This is a genomic window from Thalassospira sp. (assembly GCF_048059015.1).
Classification (GTDB): Bacteria; Pseudomonadota; Alphaproteobacteria; order Rhodospirillales; family Thalassospiraceae; genus Thalassospira.
Window position 1 is genome coordinate 220,048 of record NZ_JBLLNT010000003.1, and the last position, 17,720, is coordinate 237,767.

The 17,720-nt window shown below is 54.4% G+C and carries 16 protein-coding genes; 2 read left to right on the forward strand and 14 right to left on the reverse strand.

Translation table 11 applies throughout. The features are described from left to right. Window positions 1-17: 17 nt before the first annotated feature. The 4 genes from yjfF to ACMZ66_RS04920 all read right to left on the reverse strand — a co-directional run bounded on the left by yjfF (window position 18) and on the right by ACMZ66_RS04920 (window position 4,673). On the reverse strand, window positions 18-995 hold the full coding sequence (gene yjfF / locus ACMZ66_RS04905) for a galactofuranose ABC transporter, permease protein YjfF (protein WP_416934998.1): 978 nt from the start codon (window positions 993-995) through the stop codon (window positions 18-20). Further along, window positions 985-2,001 (reverse strand): ABC transporter permease, encoded by a 1,017-nt coding sequence (locus tag ACMZ66_RS04910; RefSeq protein ID WP_416934999.1) that lies wholly within the window; start codon window positions 1,999-2,001, stop codon window positions 985-987. Before ACMZ66_RS04910 ends, yjfF begins: the two co-directional genes overlap by 11 nt. A gap of 41 nt (window positions 2,002-2,042) precedes the next feature. Then, window positions 2,043-3,575: a sugar ABC transporter ATP-binding protein gene (locus ACMZ66_RS04915; RefSeq protein WP_416935001.1), complete on the reverse strand. Its 1,533-nt coding sequence runs from the start codon at window positions 3,573-3,575 to the stop codon at window positions 2,043-2,045. A gap of 147 nt (window positions 3,576-3,722) precedes the next feature. Then, a complete protein-coding gene (locus ACMZ66_RS04920; protein ID WP_416935003.1) occupies window positions 3,723-4,673 on the reverse strand; it encodes an ABC transporter substrate-binding protein in 951 nt (316 codons plus the stop codon). Between the two features lie 189 nt (window positions 4,674-4,862). Between ACMZ66_RS04920 and ACMZ66_RS04925 the strand changes: the two genes are divergently transcribed. Further along, complete coding sequence (locus ACMZ66_RS04925; RefSeq protein ID WP_416935005.1) at window positions 4,863-5,885, forward strand: aldose epimerase family protein; 1,023 nt, start codon at window positions 4,863-4,865, stop codon at window positions 5,883-5,885. 53 nt (window positions 5,886-5,938) lie between these two features. Here the strand turns inward: ACMZ66_RS04925 and ACMZ66_RS04930 are convergent, their stop codons facing one another. The 6 genes from ACMZ66_RS04930 to ACMZ66_RS04955 all read right to left on the reverse strand — a co-directional run bounded on the left by ACMZ66_RS04930 (window position 5,939) and on the right by ACMZ66_RS04955 (window position 13,452). Next, window positions 5,939-7,942: a DUF2207 domain-containing protein gene (locus tag ACMZ66_RS04930; protein ID WP_416935007.1), complete on the reverse strand. Its 2,004-nt coding sequence runs from the start codon at window positions 7,940-7,942 to the stop codon at window positions 5,939-5,941. A gap of 20 nt (window positions 7,943-7,962) precedes the next feature. Continuing rightward, window positions 7,963-8,532 (reverse strand): LemA family protein, encoded by a 570-nt coding sequence (locus tag ACMZ66_RS04935; protein WP_416935008.1) that lies wholly within the window; start codon window positions 8,530-8,532, stop codon window positions 7,963-7,965. Between the two features lie 165 nt (window positions 8,533-8,697). After that, complete coding sequence (locus tag ACMZ66_RS04940; protein ID WP_416935010.1) at window positions 8,698-10,287, reverse strand: gamma-glutamyltransferase family protein; 1,590 nt, start codon at window positions 10,285-10,287, stop codon at window positions 8,698-8,700. A gap of 140 nt (window positions 10,288-10,427) precedes the next feature. Further along, on the reverse strand, window positions 10,428-11,753 hold the full coding sequence (locus ACMZ66_RS04945; protein ID WP_416935012.1) for a TRAP transporter large permease: 1,326 nt from the start codon (window positions 11,751-11,753) through the stop codon (window positions 10,428-10,430). Between the two features lie 6 nt (window positions 11,754-11,759). Continuing rightward, the gene (locus ACMZ66_RS04950; protein ID WP_416935014.1) at window positions 11,760-12,332 is read right to left on the reverse strand and encodes a TRAP transporter small permease subunit; all 573 of its coding nucleotides are present in this window, start codon (window positions 12,330-12,332) and stop codon (window positions 11,760-11,762) included. A 1-nt stretch (window position 12,333) separates the two neighbouring features. Continuing rightward, window positions 12,334-13,452 (reverse strand): TRAP transporter substrate-binding protein, encoded by a 1,119-nt coding sequence (locus ACMZ66_RS04955; protein WP_416935016.1) that lies wholly within the window; start codon window positions 13,450-13,452, stop codon window positions 12,334-12,336. A gap of 334 nt (window positions 13,453-13,786) precedes the next feature. Here ACMZ66_RS04955 and ACMZ66_RS04960 point away from each other — a divergent pair, with 334 nt between their 5' ends. Next, complete coding sequence (locus ACMZ66_RS04960; protein WP_416935018.1) at window positions 13,787-14,515, forward strand: GntR family transcriptional regulator; 729 nt, start codon at window positions 13,787-13,789, stop codon at window positions 14,513-14,515. 14 nt (window positions 14,516-14,529) lie between these two features. Here ACMZ66_RS04960 and ACMZ66_RS04965 read toward each other — a convergent pair whose 3' ends face one another. From ACMZ66_RS04965 to ACMZ66_RS04980, 4 genes are read right to left on the reverse strand one after another with little or no spacing between them, the layout of a single operon-like run. Next, window positions 14,530-15,063 carry a DoxX family protein gene (locus ACMZ66_RS04965; protein WP_416935020.1) on the reverse strand — a complete coding sequence of 178 codons (534 nt, stop codon included), beginning with the start codon at window positions 15,061-15,063 and terminating at the stop codon, window positions 14,530-14,532. Continuing rightward, window positions 15,050-15,844 (reverse strand): putative DNA-binding domain-containing protein, encoded by a 795-nt coding sequence (locus tag ACMZ66_RS04970; protein ID WP_416935022.1) that lies wholly within the window; start codon window positions 15,842-15,844, stop codon window positions 15,050-15,052. Before ACMZ66_RS04970 ends, ACMZ66_RS04965 begins: the two co-directional genes overlap by 14 nt. Next, window positions 15,841-16,695, reverse strand: coding sequence for a DUF692 domain-containing protein (locus tag ACMZ66_RS04975; protein WP_416935023.1), 855 nt, complete (start codon window positions 16,693-16,695; stop codon window positions 15,841-15,843). Before ACMZ66_RS04975 ends, ACMZ66_RS04970 begins: the two co-directional genes overlap by 4 nt. A gap of 32 nt (window positions 16,696-16,727) precedes the next feature. After that, a complete protein-coding gene (locus ACMZ66_RS04980; RefSeq protein WP_416935025.1) occupies window positions 16,728-17,027 on the reverse strand; it encodes a DUF2282 domain-containing protein in 300 nt (99 codons plus the stop codon). Between the last annotated feature and the right edge of the window lie 693 nt (window positions 17,028-17,720).

Genomic DNA, 17,720 nt, shown 5'->3' on the forward strand with positions numbered 1-17,720 from the left:
GCGATTTGCGAAAGGCCTTATGTCGCCCCGGCCCGCATGCCCGAAAAGGACCTGGTGATCAGACGTTGCAGGACGATAAAGCCAAACAGCAATGCGCCAATCATGATCTTGGTCCACCAGCTGTTGAGCGATCCGTCAAAGGCGATCAGGGTCTGGATCACACCCATGATGATCCCACCAAAGAACGTCCCCAAGACAAAGCCCATCCCGCCGGTCAAAAGCGTGCCACCAATCACGACAGCGGCAATCGCATCAAGCTCCACCCCGACTGCCGCCAGCGGATAGGCAGATGCGGTGTAAAAGGCAAACACCACACCCGAAAGCGCACTGAAGAAGCCCGACAGGGTATAGACGCGAATGATGGTGCTATGGACCGGGATGCCCAGAAGCTCTGCCGAATGACGATCCCCGCCAATGGCATAAACATTGCGGCCAAAGCGCGTGTAATGGGCAATCACCACCCCGCCGATTACGGTCGCCAGCATCAAGACAGCTGACGCGGTCAGCCAGCCCCGCCCCGGCAGCGGAATTTTAAATCCGCTAAAGGCTGCAACGAACGGATGGTCAATCGGAACAGAGTCCAGATTGATCAGGAAACACACGCCGCGCAAAAAGAACATGCCGGCAAGCGTGATGATAAAGGGCTGAATATCGAACTTTGCAATGATCACGCCCATGAAGGCACCAAATGCCGATCCGACAATCAGTGATATAAATGCCGCCATTACCGGATGCATGCCAAAGCCGGTGACAAGCTCGGCCATCAAAACGCCGATAAAGGCAATCATCGAGCCAACCGACAAATCAATCCCGCCCGACAGGATGACGAACGTCATGCCGATTGCGGTGATGATCAAAAACGCATTGTCGGTCAGAAGCGCGCCCAAAACATAGGTATCGGAAAAGGCGCGATGTTCAAAAATCCCGTATCCATATAGCAGGGCGAGAACCGCCAACGTCGCAAGGATCGGATAGAAACGTTCATTAATTTTCATCTGATTTCCCCTGCTTGAAGCGTTCCATCGCCTGACTGACCATCTCGCGGGATTTTGGTGCCTGCACCAGCAACACCACCATCACCACCGCGGCTTTCACAATCAGGGTGTATTGCGATGGCAAACCCGACAGAAGGATACCCGTCGTTAGCGCCTGAATGATCAAAACGCCAATCACGGTCATGGCGATAAAGAACCGCCCGCCCATAAGCGACGCCCCACCAATCACAACCGCCAGGATGGCGTCCAGTTCAAGCCACAGCCCGGCATTGTTGGCATCCGCCCCGCGAATGTCCGCCGCAATAATGATCCCGGCAAAGGCGGAACAAAGCCCGGATGCGGCATAAGCCATCAGTTTGATACCGCGTGCGTCAATGCCGGCTACCCGGCTTGCACGCGCGTTGCCGCCAACTGATTCGACAAACAGGCCAAGGGCGGTTTTGCGCATCACAAAGAAGATCGCAGCAATCACGGCCGCCGCAATAATCACCCGCCACGGAATACCGAAAAGATACCCGCTGCCGATTGCCTCAAAGAATTCGCCATGGAAAGTCACGATCTGACCACCGGTGATCATTTGCGCGATGCCGCGCCCGGCCACCATCAGGATCAGGGTGGCAATGATCGGCTGGATATCAAGGAACGCCACCAGAATGCCATTCCAAAGCCCGCACAATATCCCGGCCCCAAGGGCGGCGAGAATAATCACGGCGGGATGCAAATCGGTATCGCGGATCAGAACCGCCATGACCGCACCCGATATGGCAATGATCGAGCCAACCGAAAGATCAATACCGCGCGTGCCGATCACAATCGCCATTCCGACCGCAACAAGGGCCGTGGACGCACCGCGATGAACCACATCGACCAGCGATCCATAAAGATGCCCGTCAACGATGCGGATATTGAAAAAGTCCGGCGAGATAACGCCAATCCCGACAATGATCAAAACCAGTGCCGCGACCGGGCCAAACCATTGCCGGCTTAGCAAAGAAGATGCAGACATGGTGCTGCTTTCCCGTAATTTCTTTTTGTCTTGCAAACTGGTCATCGTGCAATCGCCTCGATGATGTTGGTCTGGGTAATGTCGGCCCCGACCAGCTCGGTGACCTTTTCACGATCGCGCATCACTGCAACCCGGTCGGCAAAGGCAACGATTTCCTCAAGCTCGGATGACGCCACCAGCAATGCCAGCCCTTCGTCACAGAGTTCCTTGATCAGTTTGATGATGTCGGCATGCGCACCGACATCGATGCCGCGCGTTGGCTCATCCAAAATCAGAAGGATCGGCTTGGACACCAGCCAACGGGCCAGAATGACCTTTTGCTGATTGCCACCGCTCAGCTGGCCGACGGGCTTTTCACTATCGGGTGTGGCGATGCCAAGCGCCCTGATCATGTCATCGGCAAATTGCTGCTGTTCGGCACGCGGGATCGGACGCAACCAACCCCGCCGCCCCTGCAAAGCCAGCACGATGTTTTCACGCACGCTTAGTTCGGCAACGATGCCGTCCTGTTTGCGGTCTTCAGGGCACAGGCCAAATCCTGAACGGATCGCATGGCGCGGGGATCGCAGCATGACCGGCTCCCCATCCATGAAGACCAGACCGCTATCAGCTTTTTGCGCACCAAAGACAAGCTCGGAAAGCTCTGTACGGCCTGATCCCAAAAGCCCGGCAAGACCAACAATCTCGCCTGCGTGCAGATCAAGCGACACCGGTTCAAGCACGCGTTTCTTGCCCAAATTCTTGATCTGGATTTGCCGTTTTCGCCCGGCATAGTTTCCTTCGTCCTGATGACGATGTGCGCTGACCTCGGCCAGTTCACGGCCCAGCATATGATTGATCAGATCAATCTGCGGGAGTTCCTTGGTGACAAAGGTGCCAACCAACCGACCGTTACGCAGCACCGTAATTCGGTCGGTGATGGCATAAACCTGATCCAGGAAATGGGTGACAAAAACAATGCCCAATCCCTTGTCGCGCAATTCGCGCATGATGCGAAACAGCGTCTGGATTTCTTCGCCGTCAAGGGATGCGGTCGGTTCATCCAAAATCAGCATCTTGGCATCAAGGGCCACGGCGCGTGCAATCGCCACCAATTGCTGGATCGCCACCGAATAGGATCCAAGCGGCCGATTGACATCAATATCAAGACCCAGTGTCTCAAGTGCCTGTTTGGCGTCGGCCCCGGTCTTTTTCCAGGATATCAGTCCGAATTTCCGGGTTTGGCGTTCCAGCATCAGGTTTTCGGCAACCGATAATGTCGGCACCAGATTGACTTCCTGATAGACCGTGGAAATCCCCAATGCTTGCGCATCGCCCGGATGTTGCGGATGGATTTCCGTGCCCTCCAAAAGGACCGCGCCCGCGTCACGCGGATGCACCCCGGTAATGACCTTGATCAGGGTCGATTTACCTGCCCCGTTTTCACCCAAAAGCGCGTGAATTTCACCCCGCGCAAGGTCAAAATCAACATCCTGTAATGCCTTCACACCCGGAAAGAACTTTCCCGCACCGCGCACCGAAAGCACAGTGTCATCGGCCTGTTCCGCCCTGGCAGAAAGTGCGCCCACTGACATGTTTCTGCCCCTCTCCCACAATTTCTGATTTTTATGCCTGATACGGTCGGACGCACCGCCACGCGTAAGGCATGGGGTACGTCCGATGCAAATGGTCAGCAACAAGCGCTCGCCATGGCCCGAAGGCCACGACGACCGGCTCGTATGTTATTTGCTGCGCATTTTGTATTCTTCTGCTGCGGTATCAGGCAGGAAAAGCGGACCATTGGCCTTGATCCATTTCGGCACTTCTTCGCCATTCATCGATGCCTTGATCGCGTCGAAGGACGGACCACCCAGATGCGGGTTCAGCTCGATGGTGGCGTTGGTATCGCCATCGGCCATTGCCTTGAAGATATCAGGCACCGCATCAATCGAGACGATCAGCATATCGTCGCCCGGGTTCAGGCCGGCTTCCTTGATCGCCTGAACGGCACCAAGTGCCATGTCATCATTATGTGCATAAACCGCACAGATGTTAGCACCACCGTTTTCAGCCTTCAGGAAGCTTTCCATAACTTCCTTGCCGCCCGAACGGGTGAAGTCACCAGACTGCGAACGGATGATATTGATGCCCGGGAAGTTCGAAACAACGGACTCAAAACCTTCTTTGCGGTCATTGGCCGCAGACGAGCCAACTGTTCCCTGCAGTTCGACAACGTCGCAAACGCCATTGGTTTCAGCAGCCAGCCATGCGGCGGCCAGTGCACCTTCGACCACGAAGTCCGATGCCACTTTGGTCAGATACAGGTCTTCACTTGCATCAACACCACGGTCAACGAGGACGACCGGAATGCCGGCGTCTTTTGCTTCTTTAAGAACCTGGTCCCAGCCGGTTTCAACAACCGGTGCCAGAAGAATGCCATCCACGCCCTGCGCGATGAAAGAACGGACTGCCTTGATCTGGTTTTCCTGTTTCTGCTGTGCATCGGAGAATTTCAGATCAATTCCACGACGTTCAGCTTCGGCCTTGATCGACGCCGTTTCAGACGTACGCCAGCCACTTTCCGAACCGATCTGCGAGAAACCGATCATCATTTCAGCATGGGCCGAGACTGAAAGACCAAGTGCAACACCCATTGCGGCAGTAGAAACTGCCATCTTCTTAAAACTTACCACGATTTCCTCCCTAAGAGTGGCTTATTGCTTAAAAGCCATATAGTATTACAATATGATTTCTGAGCCCTCAACCATATAGTGCATCATCCTTCAGAGTGATCGCGCCAAGCGACATTAAAACTTGGCTAAACCAATAAAAATCAATATCTTGGCAAGAATCGAATGTCACAAACCATCGCGATACCATACATGGCAAAACCCCACACCAACACACTTCAAAAGGGCGAAAATGCCCCCCGCGCTGCATTAGAGAGCTCTCAGATTCGCGTATTGGTTTCTGCGCTTGGCGCGCGCCTTTGCGGGGTATATTTGCGTGATCTGAAGGACGGATCGGAAACCAATATCGCGGTCAACCTCATCGATGATGCCGCCTATCTTGATCAGGATAGCTATATCGGGGCGGTGTGCGGGCGTTATGCCAATCGCATCGAAAAGTCGCGCTATCCGGATGAAAACGGGGATATTGCTCAGCTTGCCGCCAACGAAGGCGAACACCACCTGCACGGCGGACCGGATGGTTTTGACAGGCGGCTCTGGACCATTGCCGATCAAACAGAACGCAGCGTTACGTTTAAACTGACCTCGCCCGCGGGGGATCAGGGATATCCGGGCACTCTGAGCGCATCTGCGACCTATTCACTGGTTGCGGACAATCGCCTGCGTCTTGAAATCACCGCCACCTGCGATCAGCCCTGCCCGGTCAACATGACAAGCCACGCCTACTGGAACCTGACGGGCACGTTTGATAAAACCGCCAGCGATCACGTCTTGCAAATCAACGCCAATCAATGGCTTCCGGTTGATGACAAACTGATCCCGACGGGCGAAATCCGCGAGGTGATGGGGACCGGTTATGACTTCCGAAGTCCGGCGCGGATTTCCGATATGCTGCCCCATACTTCGCAGGGCTTTGATCACAACTTCTGCCTGACCGGACCCCGCGGTGAGCTGCGCCAGATCGCAACCCTTTCAGACCCCGTCAGCAAACGGTCGATCAAACTGTTTTCCACCGAGGCCGGTTTGCAATTCTACCTCGCACAGCATTTCAATGATGCGATGAAAACCGAAAACGATGTGCCGCTTCACACATCAGGCGGCATTGCGCTTGAACCGCAAACCTACCCCAACAGCCCCAACAACCCGGACTTTCCAAGCCCGTGGCTCAAACCCGGCGAGACATATCGGCATGTGATTGATTGGGAGTTTTCCTGAAGCAGCAAGGCAGCATCAGTGCGATGACATTTGGATACGGCGCGCGTTTGTTATTACCAACCGCCCCCACCGCCACCGCCACGACCGCCCCCGGAAAAACCGCCACCGCGCGATGCAAAGCCAGTCGAAGGTATTGATGGCGCCCCGTGCGATACTGCCACCGCACCAAGCCGCCCTGCACTGCGCGATCCGAAATCACCAAGACCGTGCCAACCGCGTCGGCTGTCGCGATACCATGCCGGATCATAGGATTGCACCGCATTTGGATCGGTCGAGGCGCATGATTTCAAAAAGGCTTCGAACCGTTCGGTCCAGACCTGTTCGGCATCAAGGGCCATGGCAAAGGGCAAATGCTTTTCAAAAAAGGCAATGGCATCGCCCATTTCGCGGCTGGCAAAATTAAGTCGGTCTTCCTCGGCCATGGTCAGATAGCGGCGATAACCTTCGATTTCGGCGCGAACCGTGAGAAACGCCGTATTGGGAACTTCAAGCCAGATGCCAAACAGCGCACAGGTTAGAACCGGCAATGCCGCAACCCCGATGGCAACCGGTGACATTACCCCGGCCAAGATCACCGCAACCCCGAAAAACGGCACCATGAAACCAGCACCTATTAACAGCACGCGGATCAGCCGGACATACCAGCCGTCCCCGGCTGACATACCCGACCAGAAACGACGCAGGACATTGAACACCATCATGAAGCCGACTGAAAAGATCACACAACCAACCAACGCCCCGACATAGCTTTCTGCGTCGTGCGCAGCAATCGACGGATCAAGCAACACCACAGCCAGCAATGACAACGTGCCGATCACCCATCCGATCCGCCAGGCGCGGTCATTGCGGATGAAATGAGTGTCGCGATTGGTTGGTGCATAGATTTTGGCCAACCAGTTATGGGCACTTTGCACTTCCTGGCGATATTCGTCGCCAATGATGATTTCAGAAAAACCTGCTTCTCGGAACAGAGAATTGAAAACGGTTTGCTCATCATCGCAAAGGTCATCAATCTTGCCCGACAATTTGCCCAGAACATATTCCTCATGCCCGGTGACACTGATCGACAGACGCTTTTTCACGGCAAGACTGGTCAGGACAACGGCAAAGGCCCGACTAGCATAGGTTCGCCCGGCCGATGCATTGCGCCACAAGAACCCCACCTTGGCTGCAGACATGCCTTCTGGCGGCTCAAACCGCGGTATAACAGCTGGGCCAGCAGGATCTTTGCCAAACCTGGACCATGCCCAAATGAGATAACCTACCAGCAAAAACCAAATCCCAAAGCCGATGACAATGCCAATATTGTCGCGTATCAACTGGTCCAGATTGATCGGGCCTTCTGGCCGCACAACATGACCAGCCGGCCATGACACCGCAAATGTCAGCCCTTTGCCAGGCACCAGTTTTTCGGTGGTTTCGACTGTAAAGACATTGCCGTTATCGGGTTTGGGCACACGAAACTGCGCGCCGCGTTCACGTTCATATCCGGTATAGGCCGCAAAACTGGTCCGAACCGCATCATCCGGCAAATGAATGGTGGCGCGGGCTTTATCAATGGTGAATTGCCAGCGATTGCCCGTGACGTTCCAATATAACTCGTCGATGCCATCACCAAACGACACTTGATCCTTCATCCGATAGATCAGGGTAAATGTATGATCTCCAAACGAAAGCAACTGATCAGGCTCGCCGATATAGATGCGAATATCCCTGCCGATGTTTTCGGTGCGATAGGCAACGTCACGGCCATCCAGAAACACGCGGCTGATCTCGATTTGGCTAACCTGATAGAAACCAGACGGCAACGCAACGACCAATGGAATATCACGAAAGATGCCGCGCTTGATCTGGGTGCCGTTGGCATAGACCGAAATGTCTTCACGCACCGAAATCGATCCGCTGCGATCAATCACTATGTTGACAGTGAAATCAGTAATGCGTTCTGAAAAGCTTTGGGCGGCAGCCGGACCAACCGGGAAGATAGCAACCAACCCAAAAGCAAGAATGCACCAAGCGCCCTGGATCAAAAGGCGCATGAAGCTGCGTATCGCCATACCTTTTGCATCGGAAAACATTAATCGAATTTCACACTGGGCGTCTGGCGATCGATCACATGTTCGACCTCGTAGTAGCTGCACTCGGCAAAGCCGAAACTGCCTGCGACAATGTTGTCAGGAAAGGATTGCACGGCAATATTCAACTCGCGAACAGTGCCGTTATAATATCGCCGCGCCATCTGAATCTGATTTTCCAACTCTGTAAGTGCAGTCTGCAATTCGATAAAGGTCTTATCGGCCTGCAATTCCGGATAGGCTTCGGAAACCGCAATGATGCGCATCAACGCCGTCGAAAGCTGCCCTTCAAGTTCCTGTCTCTGTGGCGCATTTTCCGGACCGGCTGCTGACGTTTTAGCCCGGAGTTCAGTCACTTCCTCGAACAGTTTCTTTTCGTGCGCAGCGTAACCTTTGACCGTCTCCACAAGGTTGGGCACCAGATTACTTCGACGTTTCAGTTGAACATCGATCCCGCTCCAGCCTTCTTGAACGGCCTGTCGCAGGGATACCAGCCGGTTATACAAACTGACCCCATAGCCAAACAAGACGGCCAGAAATACAAGGACACCGATCAGAACTAAAACTGTCATACTCAAGGCATCACTTCCTTTGCTAAACTGCTCCGTTGCTTAAAGCGAACAGGCCCACAACACAAAGGTAGCAAAACCAACCGGCGAATCAACCAATTAGCTCATTCGGGGCTTCAACAGAAACGATTGCCGTTTTTTTTTGAAACCAATGGCTTCCACGCGGCTTCACAGCGCCGCAACCGAACCATCCGCCCTCGGATCAGCCGCCCCTTCCATCACGCCATTGGGCTTCAATCGAATGCCACCGGCATGACCCATCATGTCCTCATAGGGCCCAACGACTTCGACCGTATGACCGGCTGTTTTGAGTTGTTCGATCAGGGCCGGGTCAAAGCGGTTTTCGAGTTTAAGCGTTGTCGTGTCTTCGCCCCATGTCTTGCCCAGCAACCAGCGCGGGGCGCTGACTGCTTCTTGCAGGTCCTGGCCGAACATCACATTGCGGGTGAAGATCGCCGACTGGGTTTGTGGCTGTCCCTCGCCTCCCATGGTGCCATAGGTCAGGACCGATCCGTCATTGAGCTTGGCCAGTGCCGGGTTCAGGGTATGGAATGGCAAACGGCCCGGGCCCAACTGATTGGGGCCATCATGCAGCGTGAAGCTGGCACCGCGGTTTTGCCACAACACACCGGTTTCTGGCACGACAATGCCAGATCCGAATTCCCAGAAGATGCTTTGGATATAACTGACTGCAACGCCATTGGCATCCACCGCCCCCATCCAGATCGTATCGCCCGGCTTAGCGACATGCGGCCAAGGAAGGGCTTTGTTCATATCGATTTTCGCGGCCTCGGCGTCAAGCAAATCACTTGAAAGCAGCGACATCGGATCAATCGTCATCCGGCCGGGATCGCCAACATGTGCATCCCGCTTTAGGAACGCGCGTTTGGTTGCTTCAATCAATCCATGGATATGATCAAATCCATCCAACGGCGCGCCGGAAAGCCCCAGACGGTCAAACAGACCAAGGATCATCAGGGACGCCACACCTTGCGTAGGCGGGACCATGTTAAACACGGTGCCGGTTGAAAGTTTGACCGAAAGTGGCGTCATGATTTTGGCGTGATAGGCCTCAAGGTCCGAAAGCCGGATCGGGCTTCCGACCGCCTCAAGCCCGCGCGCATTGCTCCGCGCGATATCGCCGCGATAGAAATCATCAAACCCAACCCGGCCAAGATGCTCAAGCGTCGCACCAAGGGCTGGTTGCTTCAGCACATCGCCAAGGGCGGGAATACCGTTGGCGGCATAAGTCTCCACAAAACCCGGCGAGCCTTTAAGCTCGGCCATTTTGGTTGTGGTCAGTTCGACCTGCGATTTGGTTACGGGCACACCGGCTTTGCCATGATGAACCGCATCGGCCATCAGGCGTGCCATCGGGATATTGCCGCCAAGTGATCCTGCGACCTCGGCCGCCTTGATCCAGCCGCCGATTGCCCCCGCCACTGTTAGGGCCGCCAATGGGCCACGGGCCGGGATCGCGGCCTTACCCTGTTCGCGATAGAATTCCGGGGTCGCAAGACCTGCTGCACCGCCACAGGCGCGAATGGCAACCGGGTCTTTGCCAGGCTCGGAAATCAGCCAGAAACCATCGCCGCCAATCGCGTTCATATGTGGATAGACCACCGCGATGGTGGCCGCCGCGGCAATCATGGCCTCGACCGCATTTCCGCCTTCACGCAGGATGTCACGCCCGGATTCTGCGGCCAGATGATGGGGTGCGGTGACCATGCCACCCAGTGCAGTTCTTGAACGTAGCATCGCCTTCTGGCCTCCCTGCCGTAACGGTTCGGACATGGGCGCGAAACACGCCACATGTCCGTTTGATTTGTTCATAGCGCCGTTTTTCTTTTCCGTTCAGCGCCTTTTCACATCGTAGAATACCGGTATCGAAATCCTGTTTACCACCCGATCAGATTTGGCAGCCAACTGGTCAATTCCGGGAAGACAAACAACAAGATCAGGGCAAGCGCCTGAATGCCGATAAACGGTATCACGCCGCGATAGATATCAACCGTTGAAACCGATGGCGGTGCGACACCTTTAAGGAAGAATAGCGCCCAGCCAAAAGGTGGCGTCAGGAAGCTTGTTTGCAGGTTCATCGCAACCAGGATCGCAAGCCATGCCATGTCGATCCCGCTATTGATAAAGACCGGCAAGAACATCGGAAGCGCGATATAGGAAATCTCGATCCATTCAAGGAAGAAGCCAAGTACAAAGATCACGCCCATCATGAATAGAAGGTTGCCCATATCCCCGCCCGGCACCCATTCAAACATGGCATGAACAAGCCCCTCACCGCCGAGCCCCCGGAAGGCCAGACCAAAGGGCTGCGCACAAATCAGGATGAAGAACACCATGGCGCTGGTGATAAGCGTGTCATGCAAAACATCGCGCATGACGCCAAAGGACAAACGCCGCGTGACGAAAGCCAGCAACAGCGCGCCCAACGCACCCATCGATGCGGCTTCTGTCGGGGCGGCAATCCCGCCAACGATTGATCCAAGCACAGCAAAGACCAGCGCCAATGGCGGCACAACCACCTTGGCAATTTTGATCAACAATTGCTGCGTATTCATGGCATCGCGTTCATCCTTGGGGATCGCGGGCACCATGTCGGGCTTGAAGATGCCCAGCAGCACAAGATAAAGCCCGAGCATCCCGGCCAGGATCAAGCCCGGCACCATGGCCGCGGCAAACAATGTCCCGACTGACTCACCCAAAATATCAGCAAGCAGGATCAATACCAGACTGGGCGGGATGATCTGACCAAGGGTGCCCGATGCGCAAATCACGCCACTTGCCACCCCCTTGTCATAGCCGCGATTAATCAGCGGCTGAAGCGATAGCAAACCAACCGTCACCACAGTCGCGCCCACCACACCCGATGACGCCCCCATCAAAACGCCGACAATGACGATGGCAAGGCCCATACCGCCCTTGAGCCGCCCCATGGCATGACCGATCACATCGATTAGTTCTTCGGCCAGCTTTGACTTTTCAAGCATCACCCCCATGAAGATAAAAAGCGGCAAGGCAAGCAGGGTATAGTTGGTAACAACCCCGTAAATACGGGCCGGCAACAAGTTAAACAAACCGGTACCAAACCCCATAATTCCAAAGGCAAATCCCGAAATCGCAAGCGAGATCGCCACCGGCACACCAAGCACGAGGAAGCCAAAGAAGCCCCCGACCATGCCAATGGCCAGCCATTCATTTCCGGTCATGTCTGATTAGTCTCCTGCACCGCTTTGCGGAACCGCACGGGATGCATCAAAGGCAGGTTCGCCGCTTTCACCGGCGATAATTTGACGATAATTCATAAGGCCCTGGGCAATCGCCTGGGTCAGCAGCAAGCCAAACCCGATCGGGATGAAGGCCTTCAGCAAGAAGCGATATGGCAGTCCGCCCGGATCCGGGGACCCTTCGCCCATCATGATGGATTGTTCGACATAGGGGATCGAAAACCAGATCAATGCCCCACCCAGAATCGCCATCAAAACGGCCGAGATCAGATCAATGATCGCCTGGGCCCGTGGACCCAGACGTTCATAAAGAAAATCGACCCGCACATGACCGCCATGGCGCATGCCATAGGCCATCCCCATCAAGGCAATCGGGGAGACCAGATGCCATTCAAGTTCCTGCATCGCGACACTTCCGGAATTAAACAGATAGCGCAGCAACACATTCCCTCCGACCACCAGTACAAGGGCAAGACCACTGATCGCGGCCCCCCATCCGGCGATATCAACGATAAGACCCAAAATACGGTCTGGCAGCGGTTCAGTACGGGTCGATTTCATATCAGCTCATCCCGCCTTTGGAAGAAATGATGCCGTGATAAGGCTTTTCACTGATCGCGGCCCATTCACGGTGGGTATCGCGGAAGGCCATGAAGCTGTCGTGGACCTTTTTCGTAATCGGGTCCTTGGCGGCTTCGGCTTCAAGCGTTTCAGCAGTGATGGTTTTAAGCTTGGTGACGACTTCGTCTGGAAGTGTCTGAGCGGTAACGCCAAAGTTCTCGACCAGATCACGCAGGGCTGCTGCATTGTTGGCTTCGCACCAGGAATGGCTATCAAGGTTGCACGCCTGTGCCGCGTTTTTGACAATCGCCTGAAGATCAGCCGGAAGGCTTTCCCAGGCTTTCTGATTGATCAGAAGCTCGGTCACGTTGGACGGCTCATGCCAGCCGGTGGTGTAGTAGTATTTCGCAGCCTTTTGCAGCCCCAAACGACGGTCCTGATACGGGCCAACGAATTCGGCCGCATCAATCACGCCGCGTTCCAGTGCCGGGAAGATTTCCCCACCCGGAAGCAATTTCACTTCGACACCGATCTGTTGATAAACCTTACCCGCCAGACCCGGGATACGCATCTTGAGGCCATTGAAATCATCAAGGCTTTCGATCGGTTCACGGAACCAACCGGTCATCTGAACGCCGGTATTGCCCATCGGGAAGGCCACCAGACCATAGGGCTGATAAACCTCATGCCAGAGCTCAAGCCCGCCACCATGATACAGCCAGGCATTCACACCCTGGAAGTTCAGGCCAAACGGAACCGTCGTGAAATATTGTGCGGCAAAGATCTTACCTGCCCAGAAATAGGCGTTCGCCGCATTCATTTCGACCGTACCGGCCTGAACCGCGTCAAAGCCTTCAAGGGCCGGGATCAGCTCACCCGCGGCAAAATGTTGAATGTTCAGACGACCATTCGACATTTCGGTCACGCGTTTGCAGAAATCTTCCGGGCTGCCCGGACCGGTCACATAAAATGGTGATCCCGGACCATAGGCATTGGTCATTTTCCAGTTAAAGGTTTCCTGTGCACGGACGATGTTCGGGGCGGCAATCACCCCGGCCCCGGTCGCTGCTGCACCGATTGCCGACTTGGTCAGAAAGTCGCGCCGTTTAACGTTTGTCATTGATGTCTCCCTGATAGAGATAGCTATTTCTATGAAACGTAATCTCAACGGAATGCATTCCGCATTGTGTATACATCTTGCAACACACATGCCATTTCATATTTTTCAATGACTTAAATAGATTTCTCCGGATTCACGGAAACTTAAAATGCACAATATTTACTCTATATTCTGCGTTGCACATTTTTATCGCACAAAAAATATGCAAAAAATGGCAGCGAAAAAGACATAGATTCTACAACCCTTGAGAAACTTGGCCTTGATGCAAAAATTGGTGTATACATCCGAATAAGAGGAGATCAACCAAACCTCGCAAGAAGGGTTCCAACGTCAGATGATCGAGCTTCGCCAAACGCTCTCTACCCCGCCTGAACAAAACGAGCCGGTTGGCATCGCCCAGCAGCTATGTCAGGCGCTGGAAGATGACATTGTGAAGGGTAAGCTGCCCCCGGGGCAGCGTTTGGAAGAACCGCTTTTGGCCAAACGGTTTGGCGTGTCACGCACTCCGGTCCGCGAGGCGTTGCAGCTTTTGACCGCAACCGAATTGGCGGAAAAGATCCCCAATCGCGGGGTTTATGTATCGCTTGCAACCCCGGAACGCCTGACCGCAATGTTTGAAAGCATGGCCGAGCTTGAAGGCATGTGCGGCCGATTGGCCGCCAAGCGCATGACAAGTGGCGAGCGCCACAACCTTGAACGCCTTCATCATGAATTGGCCGAAACGGTGCGATTGGGCGATAGCGACAGCTATGAAACCCTTAACCGGTCATTTCACAACACGCTTTATCGCGGCACCCACAATGATGTACTGGTCGATGTAACGCTCTCGGTTCGAAGGCGCGTTGCCCCGTTCCGCCGCGTGCAATTCCAAAGCCTTGCCCGCCTTGCATCATCACATGAGGAACATCAGGGCATTGTTGATGCGATCCTGCGCGGCGATGTGAAGGCCGCCGAAGATTTGCTTTATGGACATATCATGGCGGTCCATGACATCAGCCAGGATTATCTGGCAAGCCTGCGTGATGGTGCCGTCGCCCCGACCAGCATGGCGGTCGGCAAATAAGGGAAAAGCTGCGCTTAGGCGCGCAGCTTCATGATGATCTTATCGACGGAAAATTTCCCCGCCCCGCTAAAGACCAAAAGCCCCAGCAAGAAAACCCACAGCAACCGCTGATCAAGAAGCTCGTTCGGCAGGCCATTGGCAAGTGCACCGGCACTTGCACCGTGGAAAACGATATCAACAATCGTCTGAACCGCAATAAAGCCGATCATGCCAAGTGCGCTTAAGCGCGTGAGCACCCCGGCAATGATCAGGATCGGCAGAACAAATTCAGCCAGCGTTCCGGCCCAAACGATCAGATGCCACGGGAAAAACGGAATGGCGGCCGTGTCATACAGATATTGCTCGGCAATTGGCGGCAGGATTTGCGCAAATGCACCGGCACTGAGGCCAAAGCCATCAATCTTGGTCAGCGCACTATTGATGTAATAGGGCAGCAGCAACACCAGGAACATCAATCGCACAATCAGTCCAAGATGATCGCGCCCGCCAAGCCCGTTCAATTTGTCATCCATGCGGGCATAGGTCCCAAGCACATCATTCAAACGCATGCGCGTTTCCTTTCGTCACGTCATTTGGGGCAACAAAAGCCCCGGCAATTAAAAGATCGGCAAAACTGCGCGTTACATCAAAATCCTCATCGACCGCGCCTGCACGTTCACATGCCGCTTCAAGATCAAGTTTCTCAGCCAGAAGTACCTTGGCAAAGATCGCCTGCGCGGGCGTGAGGGAGCGTATCGCAACCTCCATCATGGGCCGCGTGATCAGCACCGTTTCAGCACGCTGGATGATTTTGGTTCTCTCGCCTGCTGCATCATCAATCGGATTTTGCGCCTGCCAGATCGCAAATATCGGATGATCTGATGCAATCAAATGGCATGCCGGATGAGCCTCAAACCGCATGGATGCCAGTTGATCTTCTTTTCCTGCCAGATGTTGCGCACCAAGTGGCTCCGCATCCGCAGCATTAAGCGAAATTAGGCGCGCCCGTTCCAGCCGGGCGATATCGGCAAGATAAGGAAGCCGCTTGGTAACATCGTGCTTCGCCAGAAAATCCGCAAACCCCGCACCATAAAGCGCAAGCGATCCGGGGCGCACACCTTCGGCGGCAACGAACTGTTGCGCCAACCCGGCAAAGAACCCCTCGCCCACCAGCTTGGTCACGGTGGGGTAAGCCGCCGCCAAGGCATCCGAAAGCCCGCGATGAACATTGTTGCGATAAATCGCAAAGCGTCGCTGCCCGGCATCATCCAGCCCGGATGGACGGGCCGCAGGATCACAATCCGTTACCGCAGCAGAAAAACCCGCATAGAATGCGTCAAGGTCCCTCATGACGCCGCCTCAAGCAGCGGTTTTGCGCCATGATCAAGATATCGATCGGCAAGGGCGGCTTCCGCAGCCAGCACATCCCATCCCGGCACATCATTATCCCATTCAATCAGGGTCGGACGCGGACCAATGCGGGAAATCAATTGATCAAACAATGCCCAAACCGGATCGGCAACCGGACGGGAATGGGTATCAATAAGAACATCATCATCCGGATTGGCATCGCGCTCATGCCCGGCCAGATGGATCTCACCCACCAGGTCACCGGGCACCGCAGCAATGAATGCCCCAGCATCAAAACCCAGATTATGCGCAGAAATGTAAACATTGTTTACATCAATCAACAAACCACAGCCACTACGACGTGCGGCCTCGGTAATAAAATCAAGTTCGGGGATCGAGTTTTGCGGGAGCGGCATATAAGAGGTCGGATTTTCAATCAGGATCCGACGCCCGATATAATCCTGCACGGTTTCAATGGCCTGCACCAAATGATCCAGTGACGTTTTGGTCATCGGTGTTGGCAACAGATCGGCCATATAAAGACCCTCGTGCGAGGACCAAGCAATATGTTCCGACACCATGGCGGGATCGAAGCGGTCAACCAGACGCTTGAGGTCGGCCAAGTGATTTTCACTTAGCGTCTCTCCGCCGCCCAGCGACAGCCCGACCCCGTGCATGGAGACCGGATAATGCGCACACAGCTTTTCAAGCATCGCAAGACGCGGACCACCGGCAACCATGTAGTTTTCCGGATGGATTTCAAACCAGCCAACAGCAGGGTCATTGCCAAAGATATCTTGGGCATGTTCGGCCTTGAAACCGACACCGGCACGGGCAGGAAGCTGCGTCATGGGAACCTCGATCATGCTTGAAGCTTATGCGATCAGCCTTTGGGAACATCGCGCTCAAGCGCGTCAAGGCTTCCCATCACTTCACGGCCATCAGCCGTGGTGAAGCTCATTTCTTCGCAGGAGCCAGCCGGAACCAGTTTCCAGGCATTGCCCTGGTAATCAACAGTCGAGGTACCAGCACAGGTCGTACCCGGACCAGCGGCGCAATCATTCTGCCCGGCGAGCGAGACGCCATAGCATTTTTCTTTGGCACCCTGCGCGGATGCCTGTTCAACAGCGGCGAGCGATACAGCGGCAGTCAAAGCAGCGCCCAATACCAATGCATTCTTCATTGTCGTTTCCCTTCGGTTAATTGAACATCACCTTGCGGCAATGAGATTAGCCTACGGGCCAAGAAGCATCCGGTCACTGCACCATTCACACACGAGAAATCAAAGGAATGTGATGAGATTTTGATCCGCGCTCACGGTTCCGTGAGATGCATCAGAATGCTGTAAAGTTGTGATGGAGATCGCAGCTAACGCCTTGTCAGACGACGCCAAAGGCATCATGTACGATCAAAAAACAACGTTCGAGACATTTCGTCGCAATCCTACTGCGAAAGTGACTTAACTTTTCTCCCCCCGCAGGAGCATTCCGAAATAGATTTTCTCAGCGTCACATATATGAAATCAAGACGTGCAAAGAGCAGGTAACCTGCCGACATATACGAGGGAGACTTTGGGTGCATTTGACAGCCCCTGACACGGACCGTGCGACGCACGTGACTGCCAATTCGTGTTTGGGCAAATGTCCGCACATGCCGCAAAATCGTGGTAATATATGTGCGATGAAATGCCAGATGGGGTCTTTCTTTACCGATCGTGCAGATGGTACTGCACACCGTAACGTCAGCCATGCGGACCCCTGCCGCTTTTACGTTTTCAGGGTTACGTCCAGGAAAAGAAGAAAGACACCGATATATAGAGGTGTCACATGCATGAAGTTTCTAAACGTTCTTTAGTAAAAGTTTGAGCCCTGCGGCA